The sequence below is a fragment of the Halopseudomonas sp. genome (assembly GCF_036960865.1).
Taxonomy (GTDB): Bacteria; Pseudomonadota; Gammaproteobacteria; order Pseudomonadales; family Pseudomonadaceae; genus Halopseudomonas.
In genome coordinates this window covers 178,976-195,974 of record NZ_JBALWE010000004.1, presented here as the reverse complement: position 1 = coordinate 195,974, position 16,999 = coordinate 178,976, and the positions used below count along the sequence as shown (strand labels likewise).

14 protein-coding genes are annotated in these 16,999 nt (G+C 62.5%); 7 read left to right on the top strand and 7 right to left on the bottom strand.

What is annotated here, in order from left to right; all coding sequences use genetic code 11:
- From trkA to def, 4 genes are read right to left on the bottom strand one after another with little or no spacing between them, the layout of a single operon-like run.
- On the bottom strand, positions 1-1,374 hold the full coding sequence (trkA, locus tag V7747_RS07270) for a Trk system potassium transporter TrkA (protein ID WP_335615390.1): 1,374 nt from the start codon (positions 1,372-1,374) through the stop codon (positions 1-3).
- The gene (rsmB, locus tag V7747_RS07265) at positions 1,371-2,702 is read right to left on the bottom strand and encodes a 16S rRNA (cytosine(967)-C(5))-methyltransferase RsmB (RefSeq protein ID WP_335615389.1); all 1,332 of its coding nucleotides are present in this window, start codon (positions 2,700-2,702) and stop codon (positions 1,371-1,373) included. Before rsmB ends, trkA begins: the two co-directional genes overlap by 4 nt.
- Positions 2,699-3,652, bottom strand: a complete 954-nt coding sequence (gene fmt / locus V7747_RS07260) for a methionyl-tRNA formyltransferase (RefSeq protein ID WP_335615388.1) — start codon at positions 3,650-3,652, stop codon at positions 2,699-2,701. Before fmt ends, rsmB begins: the two co-directional genes overlap by 4 nt.
- Before the next feature lie 54 nt (positions 3,653-3,706).
- Entirely contained in the window at positions 3,707-4,219 is a 513-nt protein-coding gene (gene def / locus V7747_RS07255; protein ID WP_335615387.1) for a peptide deformylase, read from the bottom strand.
- A gap of 139 nt (positions 4,220-4,358) precedes the next feature.
- Between def and V7747_RS07250 the strand changes: the two genes are divergently transcribed.
- From V7747_RS07250 to aroE, 5 genes are all read left to right on the top strand, one after another.
- Complete coding sequence (locus V7747_RS07250; RefSeq protein WP_335615386.1) at positions 4,359-5,384, top strand: LysM peptidoglycan-binding domain-containing protein; 1,026 nt, start codon at positions 4,359-4,361, stop codon at positions 5,382-5,384.
- Positions 5,385-5,447: 63 nt separating this feature from the next.
- Positions 5,448-6,557: a DNA-processing protein DprA gene (dprA, locus tag V7747_RS07245; RefSeq protein WP_335615385.1), complete on the top strand. Its 1,110-nt coding sequence runs from the start codon at positions 5,448-5,450 to the stop codon at positions 6,555-6,557.
- A gap of 55 nt (positions 6,558-6,612) precedes the next feature.
- Positions 6,613-7,170 carry an L-threonylcarbamoyladenylate synthase gene (locus V7747_RS07240; protein ID WP_335615384.1) on the top strand — a complete coding sequence of 186 codons (558 nt, stop codon included), beginning with the start codon at positions 6,613-6,615 and terminating at the stop codon, positions 7,168-7,170.
- A gap of 42 nt (positions 7,171-7,212) precedes the next feature.
- Positions 7,213-8,136, top strand: coding sequence for an oxygen-dependent coproporphyrinogen oxidase (hemF, locus tag V7747_RS07235; protein WP_335615536.1), 924 nt, complete (start codon positions 7,213-7,215; stop codon positions 8,134-8,136).
- Positions 8,136-8,948 (top strand): shikimate dehydrogenase, encoded by an 813-nt coding sequence (aroE, locus tag V7747_RS07230; protein ID WP_335615383.1) that lies wholly within the window; start codon positions 8,136-8,138, stop codon positions 8,946-8,948. Before hemF ends, aroE begins: the two co-directional genes overlap by 1 nt.
- Before the next feature lies 1 nt (position 8,949).
- Here aroE and V7747_RS07225 read toward each other — a convergent pair whose 3' ends face one another.
- The 3 genes from V7747_RS07225 to V7747_RS07215 are packed head-to-tail and all read right to left on the bottom strand — an operon-like array spanning position 8,950 to position 14,125.
- Positions 8,950-9,885, bottom strand: a complete 936-nt coding sequence (locus V7747_RS07225; RefSeq protein ID WP_335615382.1) for a pirin family protein — start codon at positions 9,883-9,885, stop codon at positions 8,950-8,952.
- A gap of 59 nt (positions 9,886-9,944) precedes the next feature.
- A complete protein-coding gene (locus V7747_RS07220; protein WP_335615381.1) occupies positions 9,945-13,019 on the bottom strand; it encodes an efflux RND transporter permease subunit in 3,075 nt (1,024 codons plus the stop codon).
- The gene (locus V7747_RS07215; RefSeq protein ID WP_335615380.1) at positions 13,019-14,125 is read right to left on the bottom strand and encodes an efflux RND transporter periplasmic adaptor subunit; all 1,107 of its coding nucleotides are present in this window, start codon (positions 14,123-14,125) and stop codon (positions 13,019-13,021) included. Before V7747_RS07215 ends, V7747_RS07220 begins: the two co-directional genes overlap by 1 nt.
- 202 nt (positions 14,126-14,327) lie before the next feature.
- Here V7747_RS07215 and V7747_RS07210 point away from each other — a divergent pair, with 202 nt between their 5' ends.
- A complete protein-coding gene (locus V7747_RS07210) occupies positions 14,328-15,377 on the top strand; it encodes an MBL fold metallo-hydrolase (RefSeq protein ID WP_335615379.1) in 1,050 nt (349 codons plus the stop codon).
- Positions 15,378-15,670: 293 nt separating this feature from the next.
- A complete protein-coding gene (locus V7747_RS07205; protein WP_092286916.1) occupies positions 15,671-16,741 on the top strand; it encodes a BMP family ABC transporter substrate-binding protein in 1,071 nt (356 codons plus the stop codon).
- Positions 16,742-16,999 lie beyond the last annotated feature (258 nt).

Here is a 16,999-nt window from a genome sequence, read left to right as displayed (position 1 = left end):
TCAGAAGAACGTCAGGCCGACCTGGAACAGGCGCTCGACATCTCGAATGTGTTTTTTATCGATAACGAACAGGATCACGTGATCGTCCGACTCGATGACAGTGGAGTCGTGGGCAATCAGCACCTCATCGTCGCGCACGATGGCGCCGATGGTGGTGCCCGGCGGCAGGTCTATCTGACCAATTGCCTTGCCGACCACTTTGGAAGAACGCGCATCGCCGTGGGCCACTGCTTCAATCGCCTCGGCAGCGCCGCGTCGCAGCGAGTAAACGTTGACGATGTCGCCGCGGCGCACGTGAGTCAGCAGGGTACCGATGGTGGTTTGTGACGGCGAGATAGCGATATCAATCTCGCCGCCCTGCACCAAGTCGACGTAGGCTGGGTTGTTGATCAGCGTCATCACCTTGCGCGCGCCCAGACGTTTGGCCAGCATCGAGGACATGATGTTGGCTTCATCGTCGTTGGTAACGGCACAGAAGATATCCACCTCTTCGATGTTTTCTTCAATCAGCAGCTCGCGGTCCGAGGCGCTGCCGTGCAGTACCACGGCGCGGTCGAGATTCTGTGACAGATAGTCGGCACGCGCTTTGCTGGCCTCGATGATCTTGACCTGATAGCGGCTCTCAATCGCCTCTGCCAGGCGTTCGCCGATGTTGCCGCCGCCGGCGATAATCACCCGCTTGTGGGTTTTTTCCACACGGCGCAGCTCACTCATCACTGCGCGAATATCCCGTGTCGCTGCAATGAAGAACACCTCGTCATCAGCCTCGATGATGGTGTCGCCCTTGGGAATGATGGGCCTGTCCTTGCGGAAAATCGCCGCCACCCGGGTATCCACACCAGGCATGTGCTGACGCAGAAAACGCAGCTCCTGCCCCACCAGCGGGCCGCCATAATAGGCGCGTACTGCCACCAACTGCGCCTTGCCCTCGGCAAAGTCCAGCACCTGCAGCGCGCCCGGGTGTTCGATTAGCCGTTTGACGTAATTGGTGACCACCTGCTCGGGGCTGATGAGTACGTCGATGGGCACCGCTTCGTTATGGAACAGGCCGCCTCGGGTCAGGTAGGCCGCCTCGCGCACGCGGGCAATCTTGGTTGGCGTGCGGAACAGGGTATAAGCCACTTGGCAGGCGATCATGTTGGTTTCATCGCTGCTGGTCACGGCGATCAGCATGTCGGCGTCGTCGGCCCCGGCTTGTCGCAGCACTGTGGGAAAGGAGCCCTTGCCCTGCACGGTACGGATGTCGAGCCGGTCGCCCAGTTCACGCAGGCGTACGGCGTCGGTATCGATGACGGTGATGTCGTTGGCCTCACTGGCCAGTTGGGCGGCCAAGCTACCGCCGACCTGCCCCGCCCCGAGAATGATGATCTTCATTGCGCAGCGTCCTTCAACAGGCCCGGGCTGGCAGAGAGTTTGACCAGTTTGGCCAGATAAAAGCCGTCATGCCCGTTTGCCTGAGGCAACAATTGCCGTCCACAGGGCTGGGCCACGCCGTAATCGGCGGCAAAATCCAGTGCGCGAGCACCGGGCTGACGTGCCAGAAAAGCCTCAATCACCTGGGTATTCTCCTCGGGTAGCACAGAGCATGTGGCATAAACCAGAATGCCGCCGACCGCCAACGTCTGCCAGAGTTGATCCAGCATTTCACCCTGCAGGCGGGCCAATGCCCTGATATCGGCCGCGGTGCGGGTCAGCTTGATATCCGGATGGCGGCGAATCACGCCGGTCGCCGAGCAGGGTGCGTCGAGCAGGATACGCTGGAATGGCGCGCCATCCCACCAGTCTGCCAAGGCCCGGGCATCCGCTGCCTTCAGCGTAGCTGTTAAATGCAGGCGCTCGAGGTTCTCGGCCACCCGCTTGAGCCTCGCCGGCTCCAGATCTAAGGCCACGACCTCGTGCAACGCGGGCTGTTGTTCCAGTATCTGGCAGGTCTTGCCGCCCGGCGCGCAGCAGGCGTCGAGCACGCGTTGGCCGGTTTGCAGTTCGAGCAGAGGCGAGGCCAGTTGTGCGGCTTCATCCTGCACACTCACCAGGCCATCGGCAAAGCCGGGCAATTGTTGCACGTCGCAGGCCTGCTCCAACTGGATGCCCACAGCGCTGTACTTGCAGGCTCTGGCCGCTATGCCGGCGGCCTGTAACTGGAGCAGGTAGTCGGCACGGCTGAGCTGGCGCTGATTCACGCGCAGGGTCATTGGCGGATGCAGGTTGTTGGCTTGCGTAATGACATCGAGCTGTTCGGGCCAGGCGCGTTGCAGGCGCTTGAACAGCCAGCCAGGGTGAGACACGCGCTGCGATGGCGACTGGTCGACCACCGCCAGCAGCGCGTCGCCCTCCCGCTGTACGCGGCGCAGCACGGCGTTGAGCATGCCCTTGGCCCAGGACTTGTTCATCTCGCTGGCCACCTCGACAGTGGCGGCGATGGCCGCATGCGCCGGAATGCGTAGGTACAGCAACTGGTACAGGCCCACCAGCAACAGCGCCTGCAGATCCAGGTCGGCGGCCTTCATCGGCTTGTTGAGCAGATCGCGGGTCAGCGCATCAAGGCGGGTATACCAGCGCGCGGTACCGAAGGCCAACTCCTGCACTAGGGCGTGATCACGTGGCGCCACGTCCTGCAGCTGGCGAGGCAGGCTGCTGCCGAGCGAGGCCTTGCCGGCCATCACCGCAGTCACTGCCCGCGCGGCGGCCAGACGTGGGCTCACAGGCCGTTGCCCAGCAGCAGGCCAGGAGCAAACTGCTCGCGCCGCGCGTTGTACAGGTCGGTGAAGGCCAGTGGTTTGCCGCCAGGCAGTTGCAGGCGAGTGAGCAATAACGCGCCGTCCCCGCAGGCTACCAGCAGCCCTTCCTTGCTGCAGGCCAGCACTTCGCCCGGCACACCCTTGCCGGGTGCCGGTTGCGCGGCCCAGACTTTGAGTGGTTTGCCGTCCAGGCTAGCGTGCGCCAGGGGCCAAGGGTTGAAGGCACGAATCAGGCTATCCAGTTCGCCTGCCGGGCGCTGCCAGTCAAGTACGGCGGCCTGTTTGTTGAGTTTGTGCGCGTAGGTCGCGAGGGTATCGTCCTGCGCTTCACCGGTGAGCGTGCCGTTGGCCAGTCCTGCAATGGCCTGCAGGACTGCAGGCGGTCCCAGCTCGGCCAAGCGGTCGTGCAGGCTTCCGCCGGTATCGTCTGCGCTGATTGGGGTGCTGACCTTGAGCAGCATGGGCCCGGTGTCCAGGCCGGCTTCCATTTGCATGACAGTGACGCCTGACTCCCGGTCGCCCGCTTCAATGGCGCGCTGAATCGGCGCCGCGCCGCGCCAGCGAGGCAGCAGTGAGGCATGGCTGTTGATGCAGCCCAGCCGCGGGATGTCGAGTACCGCTTGTGGCAGGATCAGGCCATAGGCCACCACCACCATCAGGTCGGGCTGCAATGCGGCCAATTCGGCCTGCGCCTCGGGGCTACGCAGCTTTTCCGGTTGATAGACTGGCAGAGCATGCTGCAAGGCGAGCTGTTTGACTGCACTCATGGCCAGTTTGTGGCCGCGGCCGGCGGGCCGGTCAGGCTGAGTATAGACGCCGACAATGTTCATGCCGGCGTCGATCAGTGCCTGCAGGTGGGCTGCGGCGAACTCCGGCGTACCGGCAAACAGGATGCGCAGATCGGTCGACTTCATGTGATTCCGTAAAGAAAAGGCTTGCCGAAGCAAGCCTTGATTATCAGGTGGTTGTCAGGCGTTGGCCTGACTGCGATGCATTTTTTCCAGCTTCTTGCGAATCCGGTCACGCTTGAGGTTGGACAGGTAGTCGACGAACAGCTTGCCGTTGAGGTGGTCGCATTCATGCTGAATACACACTGCCAGCAGGCCTTCGTACACCTCGTCAAAGGCGTTGCCCTCACGATCCAGTGCCTTGACGCGAACACGCTCGGGGCGGGTCACGTTTTCATAGAAGCCGGGTACCGACAGACAGCCTTCCTGCATTTCTTCCAGGTCTTCGGTCAGCGGCTCCAGCTCGGGGTTGATAAACACCCTGGGCTCGCTGCGATCCTCGGACAGATCAATCACCACAACGCGCTCATGGACGTTGACCTGCGTCGCCGCTAGGCCAATGCCCGGCGCGTCGTACATGGTCTCGAACATGTCGTCGACCAGCTGCTTGATGCGGTCATCCACGGCAGCTACGGGTTTGGCGATAGTGCGCAGCCGTGGGTCGGGAAATTCAAGTATGTTCAGTATGGCCATATCGGATTGTGATGCTTTATGTGGAACAAATCTAATTTGTGCTGCTAAGATGATGAGCAGCTTGGAATAAAGCGGGTCTAGCGTGTGGGAGCACGTGCCAGGCCTAAGTGCTGGCCTCTATAATAAAGGGATTCGTGTCATGAGGAAAACATTACTCGGCCTCCTGTTGCTCGCAGCGAGCGTTTGGGTACAGGCTCAGGAGCCTGTTTTTAAGGAAAATCACCCAGATACATACACGGTGGTTAGGGGAGACACACTTTGGGACATTTCTGGACGGTTCCTCAATTTGCCATGGAAGTGGCCGGAAATCTGGCACGCCAACCCGCAAATCGATAACCCCCACCTCATCTATCCCGGCGACATCATTTCGCTGGTGTACATTGATGGGCAACCCCGTTTGATGGTCAACCGTGGTAATGGTGGCAAGATCAAGCTATCTCCACAGGCGCGCGTGCGGCCGGTTGCTGAGGCGATTCCCAGCATCCCTCTTGATGCCATCAACTCCTTCCTGCGGGCGGGTCGCATCATTGATGATCCGGCGGAATTCGATAACGCCCCTTATGTCGTGGGCGGCGCGGCCGAAAGCGTAGTGGCCGGCGCCGGCAGCAAAGTTTATGCCCGTGGCGATTTCTCTGCCAATGTGCCGGCGTATGAAATCTATCGGCGCGGCAAGGCTTACACCAATCCGGCAACCGGCGAACTGCTGGGGATTCATTTGCAGGAGGTGGGCAATGCTAGCGTCGCGGCAGTCAATGACGACATCGCAACGCTGAATATCACCCGCAGCCGTCAGGAAATTCTGGTCGATGACCGCCTGCTGGAGTCGGAAGAGCGCTCGGTCTCTTCAACGTTCTTCCCCAGCGAGCCGAGCCAGCAAATCGACGGTTTGATCATGGACGTGCCTAACGGCGTAACCCAGATCGGTCAGTATGACGTGGTGCTGCTCGACAAGGGCGCGCGCGAGGGGCTGATTGAGGGTAACGTCCTGGCCATCTACAAGACTGGCGAGATCGTGCGCGACCGCGTACAGAACGAGCGTATCCAGCTGCCAGCCGAGCGGGCTGGTCTGCTGATGGTGTTCCGTGTGTACGACAAGATGAGTTACGGCATCGTACTGAGCGCGACTCGCCAGATGGCGATTCTCGATCAGGTACGCAACCCCTGAGTTGAACGCTGTTCAAGGCCGCCGCAAGGCGGCCTTGTTGTTTCTGTAGATCAAGGATGATCCATGTTTCCCGACCTGTCCGATTCGCGGCGGGCCTGGTTGGAGCTGACGCTGCTTGATGGCGTGGGCCCCCGCTTTATCCAGCGTCTGTTGCAGGAATTTCCTTCCCCCCGGCATTTTCTTTCGGCTGACATAGCCGCGCTGCGTGCGATGGGCATCGCCCCGCGCATACTCGACAGCCTGGCGGCGTTACGTCGGCGCGACCCCGCCCTGCTCGCGCGTATCGAGCAGCTGCTGGAATGGCAGGCGCAGCCCGGTCAGCAGATCCTCTACCGCGATGAGGCCGATTACCCCGACGCCCTGCGGCAGATCGCCGATCCGCCGGCGCTGCTGTTTGTGCGCGGTGATCCGGCTGCGTTGCATGATCCGCAGATCGCCATGGTCGGCACGCGCCATCCTAGCCCGCTGGGTGCCGAAACGGCTCATGCCTTTGCGCGCGAATTCACCCGCAGTGGCTTGAATGTCACCAGTGGCATGGCGTTGGGGATTGACGGCGCCTGTCACCGCGGCGCGCTGGCGGCTGACGGTCAGACGATAGCGGTTTGGGGCACGGGCCTGGATCGCTGCTATCCGGCGCGGCATCGCAAACTGGCCGAGCAGATTGTCGAGCAAGGCGGCGTGCTGGTGTCGGAAATGTGGCCGGACATGGGCCCGCAGCCGGGGCAGTTCCCGCGGCGCAACCGCATTATCAGTGGGTTGTCCCTTGGCACGCTGGTGGTTGAGGCGAGTTTGAACAGCGGCTCGCTGATCACCGCGCGACTGGCGCTCGAGCAGGATCGTGAAGTATTCGCCATGCCGGGTTCCATCCACAACCCGCAGGCGCGCGGCTGTCATCGCCTGCTACGCGAGGGCGCCTGTCTGGTGGAGTGCGTGCAGGACGTGCTGGATGTTCTGCAGCTGCCACTGCGTGCGGCGCTGCAGGTCGGTGCCGAGCCTGCGGAAGAGCCGACAACGCCGCTCTGGCGTTGGTTGGGCTTTGACCCGGTCACACCGGACTGGCTGGCGCAGCACAGTGGCCTGGCGATACCCGAGGTGATGCAGGCCCTGCTGGAGCTGGAGCTCGACGGCCGGGTGCTGAACAGCGCTCAGGGATTTTGCCGCGTTCGGCCTTGAGCCAGGGCGCGCGCTCGGCTACTGTCGCAGGCATCGACCCCGTTGAGGAACTTCCATGCTGGCACATTGGCGCACCACCCGTCTCAACTCACTGCTGCAGGCTGGCGGCGTCATTGCCTATCCCACGGAAGCGGTCTGGGGATTGGGCTGCAATCCCTGGATAGGCCCGGCAGTCGAGCGTTTGTTGCTGATCAAGCAGCGTCCGGTGGCCAAGGGGCTGATTCTGGTGGCCGGCGATATCGAGCAGTTCGACTTCCTGCTCTGGGACCTGCCGGACGGCCAACTGGCGAAACTGCAACTGTCGTGGCCGGGTGCCAATACCTGGCTGGTGCCGCATCAGGGCCGTCTGCCAGCCTGGATTACCGGCCAGCATGACACCGTGGCGCTGCGTGTCAGCACTCACCCGGTTATCCGCCAACTCTGCGCCGCCGCCGGGCCGCTGGTGTCTACCTCGGCGAACCCCGCTGGCCGCCCTTCCGCGCGGTCGCGCCTGCGTGTGGAGCAGTACTTCCATGGCGAGCTGGATGCGGTGGTGCCCGGCGCCTTGGGTGGGCAGCGCAATCCCAGTATCATTCGCGACCTGCGTACCGAGAAAGTCATCCGGGCGTCCTGAATCAGCGCCCGCCAGAATGAGAGAAACCGCGTGAAACACGATCTGCCAACCGCCACCGATGTTGCCGCGGTCAAAGAGTATCTGATGGGGCTGCAGGATCGTATCTGCGCCGCGTTGGAAGCCGCCGATGGTCAGGCCCGATTTGCCGAAGACAGCTGGGAGCGCCCTGGCGGCGGTGGCGGCCGGTCGCGCATTATCGAAAATGGCGGCTTGCTGGAAAAGGGTGGCGTGGGCTTTTCCCATGTATTCGGCGACGGTATGCCGCCCTCCGCCACCGCGCACCGCCCGGAATTGGCCGGTCGGCACTTTCAGGCCATGGGTGTCTCGCTGGTCATGCATCCCGAGAACCCCTTTGTGCCCACCTCGCATGCCAACGTGCGTTTCTTTATCGCTGAGAAAGACGGCGCCGACCCGGTCTGGTGGTTTGGCGGCGGCTTTGATCTGACGCCCTATTACGCCAACGATGAAGACTGTGTGCATTGGCACCGGGTGGCCCGTGATGCCTGCGCGCCCTTTGGCGATGACGTGTACCCCCGTTACAAGAAGTGGTGTGACGAGTACTTTTACCTCAAGCACCGGGGTGAGGCGCGAGGTATTGGCGGATTGTTTTTCGACGACCTGAACGAATGGGGCTTTGAGCGCAGCTTTGCCTTTCAGCGCGCCATTGGCGATGCGTTCATCGAGGCCTATCTGCCGATCATCGAACGTCGCCGTGCGCAGGCGTTCGATGCGCAGCAAAAAGCCTTTCAGGAATACCGCCGGGGCCGTTACGTGGAGTTCAACCTGGTCTACGACCGCGGCACCCTGTTCGGCCTGCAGACCGGGGGTCGCACCGAGTCGATCCTCATGTCGTTGCCGCCCACCGTGCGCTGGGGTTACAACTGGCAGCCCGAGCCGGGTAGTCCAGAAGCGCGGCTGGCAGAGCAGTATCTGACGCCGCGCGACTGGCTGGCAGGGGAGCCGTGATGGACCAGTACGCCGTGGTCGGTAACCCTATAGAACACAGCAAGTCACCGTTGATTCACGCACTTTTCGCCGAGCAGACCGGGCAGCAGCTTGAGTACGGTAAGTTGCTGGCGCCGCTGGACGGCTTTGAGGCCAGCGTGCGCGACTTTTTGCGTACGGGCCTTGGCGTTAATGTGACCGTGCCCTTCAAGGAGCAGGCCTGGGCGCTGGTGGACAGCCATTCAGCGGCGGCTGAACGCGCCGGCGCGGTGAACACCATCCTGCGCTGCGAGGACGGCAGTCTGCTGGGAGATAACACTGACGGCAAAGGTCTGGTGCGTGATATCCAGGTCAACGCCGGCCTCTCGCTGGCGGGCCTGAACGTGCTGCTGGTCGGCGCCGGTGGCGCCGCACGGGGCGTGATCCAGCCGCTGCTGGCCGCCGGGCCGGCGCACCTGTGTGTGATCAACCGCACCGTGAGCAAGGCTGAAGAGCTGGCCGCGCTCTTTGTCGATCAGGGGCCGATTGCCGCCGCCGGGCTGCAATGGCTGGTAGAGCCGGTTGATCTGATCATCAACGCCACCTCGGCCAGCCTGGCCGGTGATGTGCCACCGATTCCGGATAGCCTGATCAAACCGGGGCATACCTGGTGCTACGACATGATGTACAGCAGCGGCGAAACGGCCTTCAATCAGTGGGCGCGAGAGCGCGGCGCGGCGCGCTGCATCGATGGTCTGGGCATGCTGGTTGAACAAGCCGCTGAAGCCTTTGCCCTGTGGCGTGGCGTGCGGCCCGATACCGCACCGGTGCTGGCGCGCCTGCGTCAGGCCTGACTCAGACGCGCCAGGGCAGCGCGGGTGCCGCCAGCGGCTGCCCATCGTGACCCGGCACCCTGCCGAAGCGCGCGTCGCCGGCCTGCCAATCGCGCCACGCCTGGGCAATCTGCGCCTTGCTGTAGCCGACGAAGTTCCAGAACATCAGAATCTCGTCGGCAAAGGGCTCGCCGCCCAGCAGGATGGCGCGACAGCCGGGTGACATCTGCAGCTTCAGCGCCTCATGCCCGTTGCCGAGATAAGCCAGCTGATTCTCGCTGAACAGCTCGGTGCCGATGCTCAATTCGCCTTCGAGCAGCAGAATGCCGTGCTCGAACTTCGGATTCAGGTCCAGCTGCAAGGCGCCACCGGACATGCTGGCCAGGTCAATCGCCAGTAGTGGGGAATGCACCTCAACCGGCGATTCACGCCCTGCGTAAGTGCCCACCAGCAAGCTGTGCTCTACCCCCTGCGTGCACCAGCGCGGTAGCTCGGGGTAATGGGCAAAGTCCGGCGCACAGTCACCCAGTGCCTGTGGCAGGGCGATCCACAGCTGCGCGGCGTGCAGGCGGTCGGTGCTGGCCAGCGAGTCTTCGGTGTGGGTGATGCCGCGTCCGGCGGTCATCAGGTTGACTTCGCCGGGGCGGATGACCTGCTCGTTACCCAGGCTGTCGCGGTGCAGCACCTCACCTTCGATCATCCAGGTGAAGGTCTGCAGGCAGGTGTGCGGATGTGCCCCCACGTGCATGCCCTCGCCAGCGGCGAAGCGCGCCGGACCGGCATGGTCGAGAAAGCACCATGCGCCGATGAGCCGCCGCTGGCGCGTGGGCAGCACGCGATTGACCGGCAGGGTGCCGCCAATCTCGGCGCTGCGGGCGGTGATCCGTTGCACGCCCGGTGTGTTGTCGTCGCACACGGCGGATGAGGACAGCGCGCAGTCAACTTCCTGATTACTCATGACACAGACTCCTGGGTGGCCGAATAGTCAGTATGACCGCTTGGCGCCGCCGTGCCAGCTCAGGCGGCACCCTGGCGCGGCGGTGCGATGCGGTAGGTGAGGCTGTACAGCAGCGGCAGTATCACCAGCGTCAGTATGGTGGCGAAGCCCAGGCCGAACATGATTACCACCGCCATGCTCTGGAAGAAGGCATCGGTCAGCAGCGGTGCCATCCCCAGAATGGTGGTCAGTGCGGCCATGGCGACCGGGCGTACCCGGCTAATGGCCGCGTCGACCAGCGCCGAGTAGGCGTCCTTGCCGCTGTCGATCTGCAGGCCGATTTCATCCACCAGTACAATGCCGTTCTTCACCAGCATGCCGCTGAGGCTGAGAAAGCCCAGCAGCGCCATGAAGCCGAAGGGAATACCGGTCAGCAGGAAGCCCAGAGTGACGCCGATCACCGCCAGCGGCACCGTGGCCCAGATGATGGCCGCGCGCTTGATCGAGTCGAACAGCAGCACGGTAATCAGGAACATGGCCAGGTAACCCAGCGGCAGACTGCCGAACACGGCTTTTTGCGCATCACGCGAGCTCTCGTATTCGCCGCCCCACTCCAGCCGATAGCCGCGCGGCAGCTCAATTGCCTCGATTTGCGGTCGCAGTCGGGTGAACAGCTCAGTCGCGGTCTGCTCGCTGATGATGCTGGGGTCGGCCTGGACGGTAAGTGTGCGCTTGCGGTCCTTGCGCATGATCATCGGGTCTTCCCACAGGGTCACAAAACCGCTAACTACCTGCTCGACCGGCACGTAGGTGCTGCGTGCACTGCTCCACACCAGCAGGTCATTCAGCGTGGCGGCGTTCAGGCGCTCCTCATCCGGGGTGCGCGCGACAATCGGCAGCATGCGCGTGCCGTCGCGGTACAGACCCACGTTGAGGCCGCTGAAATTCATCTTCAGCAGGGTATCCAGATCGCGCTTGTCGACCCCCAGCTCGCGCGCCTGCGACTCAACAAACTGCGGGCGAACCAGCTTGGTACGCTCGCGCCAGTCGTGCATCACCGCATCGCTGACCGGGTCGGCGCGCATGATGGCGATGGCCTCGGCGCCCAGACGACGCAGCACCTGCGGGTCTGGCCCGGTAAAGCGTGCTTCAATCTTGCTGTCGCTGCCCGGTCCGAGCATCAATTGTTTGAGCTTCACCTGCGCGGTCGGGTGCTGCTGTTTGAAGTAGCGGTCCAGCTCGGCGATCAGCGGCTCTATCTGCTCGCGTTCTTCGGTGCGTACCAGCAGTTGCGCGTAGTTGGCGTGAATGCGCTGGGGGAAGTAGGTGAGGATGAAGCGCAGCGCGCCCTGGCCAATGGTCGAGGTGACCGTGGTCACGCCGGGTTGTGCCAGCACGTACTGATCCACCTCGGCGGTGACCTGCTCGGTGTAGCGGATGTCGCTGCCCTTGGGCAGCCAGAGATCGATAAAGAACATCGGCGTGTTGGACGGTGGGAAGAACGCCTGGCGCACCAGGCTGAAGCCGTAGATCGAAGCGCCCAGCAGGGCCACTAGCAGCACCAGCGTAGTGACGCGGTGGCGCAACGCACTGCCCAGCAGGCGCCGGTACAGTGTGAAGATCAGCCCCTTGTACGGGTCCTGATGCTCGTCCGTCCCTTGTTCCTGACCTGGCTGGTCGCGGAAAAACAGGCTGGCAAAGAAGGGGGTCAGGGTGATGGCGGTAACCCAGCTGAGCAGCAGCGAAATCAGCAGCACCTGAAACAGCGACAGGCAATATTCGCCGGTCGAGTCATCCGACAGGCCGATAGGCGCAAAGGCGATGACCGCGATGGCGGTAGCGCCCAGCAGCGGCAGCTTGGTCTGCTGAACTATGTCGCGCGCTGACTGCAACGTGCTCTGGCCGCGCTGGCGGCCCACCAGAATGCCTTCGACGATGACGATGGCGTTATCCACCAGCATCCCCAGAGCGATCACCAGGGCGCCGAGCGAGATGCGCTGCAGCTCTATGTCCAGCAGACGCATGAAGATGAAGGTGCCCAGCACCGTGAGGGCCAGCACCAGACCGATCAGCAGGCCGCTGCGCAGGCCCATGAAGACCAGCAGCACGCCGATGACAATCGCTACCGAGATGACGAAGTTGAGCACGAAACCACTGACCGACTCCTCTACCTCCTGTGCCTGGTTGTAGAACAGCTGTACCTGCATGCCGGCGGGGCGGTCGGCGTCCAGTTCGGCCAGCCGCGCGGTCACCGCGTTGCCCACGTCCACCACATTCACATGGTTGGCAAAGGACACGCCCAGCCCCAGCGCCGGCCTGCCCTGCGCGCGGTAGAGGTTGCTTGGTTCCTCGGCAAAGCCGCGGCGTACGGTGCCGATGTCGCCCAGATAGACTCGGCGTGAGCTGCCGGGCTCGCTGATGATCAAGCGTTCAAGTTCACTGACGTCCTCGAACTCGCCCGTTGGGTGCAGGCGAATGGATTCGCTGCCGACCAGCATCTTGCCGGCATCGGAGACCACGTTCTGGCGGCTCAGCAGGTCGTACAGCCGCTGCGGCGCAATGCCCAGGGCGCTCATGCGGGCGCGGGAAATTTCCAGGTGCACCTGTTCCTGCGGCACGCCGGCGAGGCTGACCTTGCCCACGCCCTCGACCAGCACCAGTTCGCGGCGCAGGTAGTCGGCAAAATCGCGCAGCTCACGGTAGCGGTAACCGTCGCCACTGACCATCAGGAAAATGCCGTACACATCGGCGAAGTCATCCTTGATCTGCGGCTCCTCCACGTCCGGCGGCAGGTTTGGGCGCAGGTCGTTGATGCGGCGGCGCAGCTCATCCCAGATCTGCGGCAACTCCTCGGCGCCGTAGGTGCTTTGCACCTCCACGGTAATTTGCGACAGGCCGGCACTGCTGATCGAGGTGACCTTGTCGACGTAGGCCAGTTGCTGGATGGCATTTTCCAGCGGGTAGGTCAGCTCCTCTTCGACCTGCTCCGGTGAGGCGCCAGGATAAGGCGTGATCACCATCGCCATCTTCAGGGTAAAGGCCGGATCTTCCAGCCGCCCCAACTCGAGAAAAGCGATAGCGCCGCCGACGCCCATGATCAGCGCGACCAGCCAGCTGGTGACCTTATGCTTGATGAAATAACCGGCGATATCCATTACAGGCCCCGCTCGCGCACCCAGGGTCGTACCCGCTGACCGGCCTGCAGCTCCGCGCCACCGGCGGCCACCACCTGTTCGCCTGCCTCCAGGCCGGAGAGTATCTCGATGCCATCGTGGGTCAGGCGGCCCACCTCGACCGGCCGTGCGACCACGATCAAGCCCTGCTCGGTTTCCTCGGTGACCCACACCTGCTGTGCGGTGCGCGCCTCGGTATCGGGGCTGAACACCGCTTCGACCGGCACGATGATCGGCAGGTCATGGGTGCGGCTCAGGGTGGCAAAGTCGATGATCACGGTGGCACTCATGCCGGGCAGCAACACCGCCCCCTCGGGCATCGGCATGCTCAGCGTGACGTCATAGGTCAGGGTCTTGGGATCGGGCTGGCTGGCGTGCTCCTTGTAAATCGCCTCGACCAGTTGGTCCTGCTGATTGCCCAGGCGAACCCGCGGGTGCACATCGGCTGGCACCAGATCCTGCCGCAGGCTGGTCAGCAGGTTTTCCGGTACCTGAAAGACCACGTCCATGCTCTCCCCAGCGTACAGCGTGGCGATTGGCTGGTTCGGCTGCACTACCTGGTATTGCTCGACGTGGGTCCGTGCGACCACCCCCGGGAAGGGCGCGACCAGCCGGGTATACGCCAGTTCCTGTTTGGCCAGGTTGAGCGCCGCCTCGGCCGAGTTGAACTGCGCCTTGCGCTGATCGTACTCGGCGCGCGAGACCATCTGTTTTTCCAGCAATTGCTGCATGCGGGTGAACTGGCTGCGGGTCAGATCGTAATTGGCCTGGCGGTCGCTGACCTTGAGTCGGTAGTCGGTGTCATCCAGCAGCGCGATCAACTCACCCTTGGCCACCTCCTGGCCCTCCAGCACCTTCAACTCCTGCAACTCGCCGCCCAGGCGGAACGACAGTTCAGCCTGCTCCGGCGCCTGCAGACGGGCAGGGAATTCACGAACACGCTGGCTGCTGGGATCGGCGGCGGTGAACAGCTTCACCGGCCGGGCTTCGACCGGGGCCGGGGCAGGTTCGTCCGAGCAGCCGGCAAGCAGGATGAGGCCAAGGCTGAGAACAAGAGCAAGGCGGGAACGTCGGGTTGGGCAATCCATGGGTGACCTGTCGTTGTGTTGAGGCGGATGCTGCCAGCCGATTATAGGGAAACAGCGGCTAAATGGCAGACATCGGCAGTAGATTCAGTCATTTCGTGAATATTCCGACCGGTGACGACAACGGGGCTTGCCAGCTTGCTACATACAATATATATATTTATATATTGTAATTATCTTAATGGTTTTGTCGGAGGTACTACTGATGATATTCCGCCAGTTGTTTGATGCCGCGTCCTCAACCTACACCTACCTACTGGGGTGCGCCGAGTCCGGCGAGGCCTTGCTGATCGATCCTGTGTTCGAACAGACCCAGCGCGATCTGGCGCTGATCCGCGAACTGGGCCTGCAGCTCAAGCTGGTGGTCGACACCCATGCGCACGCCGACCACATTACCGCCGCTTGGCTGCTCAAGCAGAAAACCGGCTGCCAGATTGCCTCGGCTGCCGTGATCAATGCGCAACACCAGGATCTGCCGCTGCGACACGGGCAACTGTTCGGCGTGCGCGGTGTGAGACTGGAGGCGCGGGCCACCCCGGGGCACACCGACGGTTGCCTGAGCTATGTGCTGGCCGATCAGTCGATGGTCTTTACCGGCGATGCCCTGCTGATTCGCGGTTGTGGCCGCAGCGACTTTCAGCAAGGTAACGCGGCGACCCTGTTTCACTCGATCACCGAGCAGTTGTTTACCCTGCCCGATGGCTGCGCGGTCTATCCGGCACATGATTACAACGGTCGTACCCAGAGCAGCATCGGCGAAGAGCGTCGCTATAACGCCAGGGTGGGCGGGCAGGCCAATGAAACCGACTTTGTCGGTTACATGCAGGCCATGAACCTGCCGCACCCGAAGAAGATCGATGAAGCGGTACCGGCCAACCTGCGCAGCGGCTGTCCGGCTGATGGCCAGTTGCCGGCCGAGCCGGATTGGGCCGACGATCTGCGCGTCACCTACGCCGGGGTACCTGAGGTTGGCGCGGAATGGCTTTTACAACACGCGTCCGAGCTGACGCTGCTGGATGTGCGTCATCCGGGCGAAGTTATTCCGGGTGAGTTGCCCGCGCCTTTCGCCACGGCGCTGGAAATCCCGCTGGATCAGCTGGGTGAAAGGCATAATGAGGTGCCCGGCGATCGGCCCGTGATCACGCTGTGCCGTTCCGGTCGGCGCTCGGCGCTGGCCGCGTCCCTACTCCAGGCAGAGGGTGTGACCCAGGTTGCCAGCCTGCGTGGCGGACTGCTGGCGCTCGCCCACGGCTGACGGCTGCAGTGCATGCGCGACAAAACCGCACTAGAATGGTGCGCGGTCAGCAGGCGGGCAGTCGCCGGAGCTCATGCCTCAGGGTGTGGCCAACTGCTGCCCGCGCCGGCGATCTGTGTCAGCATTGCGCCGCCATGGGGGATTGGTTCCCCTGTTGCTGGTACATCAAGCCGGGAAAGAAAGTTTTTTGGCATTTCTTGAACAAATGGCCAGCTTTTTGCTGCAAGCATGCATCCGCCGTACTCAACGCAAGCGTGGCGGTCGCCGATAACTAGATCCCAGGAGAAGTATCCATGAGTTTGAAACGCACTCTGGCGTTGGCCGCAGCGCTCGTGCTGCCCATGCAGGTAATGGCAGCGGACGATCCACTGAAAGTGGGCTTTGTATACGTTGGCCCCATTGGTGACCACGGCTGGAGCTACCAGCACGATCAAGGCCGCAAGGAGCTGGAAGCCCATTTTGGCGACAAGGTGCAGACCACCTACGTTGAAAACGTCAACGAAGGCGCCGATGCCGAGCGCACCATCCGCCGCCTGGCTCAGGCTGGCAACGATGTGATCTTCACCACCTCCTTCGGCTTTATGAACGCCACCGCGCGCGTCGCGGCCGACTATCCCGATAAAACCTTCATGCATGCCACCGGTTACAAACAGGCTGAAAACCTGGGCACTTATCTGTCGGTTACCTATGAAGGCCGCTACGTCACCGGTACTGCCGCTGGCATGGTGACCAAGAGCAACACCATCGGCTATATCGCCTCCTTCCCGATTCCAGAAGTGATCCGCGATATCAATGCGACCTTCATGGGTGCTCGCGCGGTTAACCCCGATGTGGAAATGAAAGTGGTTTGGGTCAACACCTGGTTCGACCCGGCCAAGGAAGCTGACGCCGCCAATACCCTGATCGACCAGGGCGTCGACGTCATCGTGCAGCACACCGACAGCCCGGCGCCGTTGCTGGCTGCGCAAAAGCGCGGCGTTTGGGGCGTGGGTCAAGCCTCCGACATGAGCCACTTTGCGCCTGAAGCGCATCTGTTGTCAGTGGTTAACGACTGGGGTCCTTATTACATCAAGAGCGTTCAGGCGGTCATGGACGGTAACTGGGTGTCAGGCGACTACTGGGGCGGCATCCACGATGGCGTGATCAAGATTGAATCCATCAGCGACAAGCTGACTGCCGAGCAGCGCAGTAAGGTTGACGCCATGATCGCCTCTATCGACAGCGGCGAGTTCCACCCCTTCACTGGGCCGATCAAGGATCAGAGCGGTACTGTTCGCGTGGCGGACGGTGTTGAGATGACCCATGAAGAGCTGGCTGGGATGGATTGGTACGTTGAGGGTATGACGGCCACTATTCCGCAGTAAGCTTCTGCTGCTCTTGCTGACAGCGCGCCCAGTGCGTGGCTGTCAGTGGGAATCGCAGGTGGTGAAAACCCCGGACTTTGGTTCGGGTTTTTTTATGGGCGCTCGTAACGCTATGTTGGCCAAACGAAGTGGTTTAGGTGAGCCTCTGTGGCGCTATCTGGTCAGCTTTTCGCCTTGATGGCGAGTCGGGGGAAATGCATGGCCATTTCCCCCGACACCCCCTAGGCCACCCCAACTGCGCGGCCCTTCGGGTTCGCT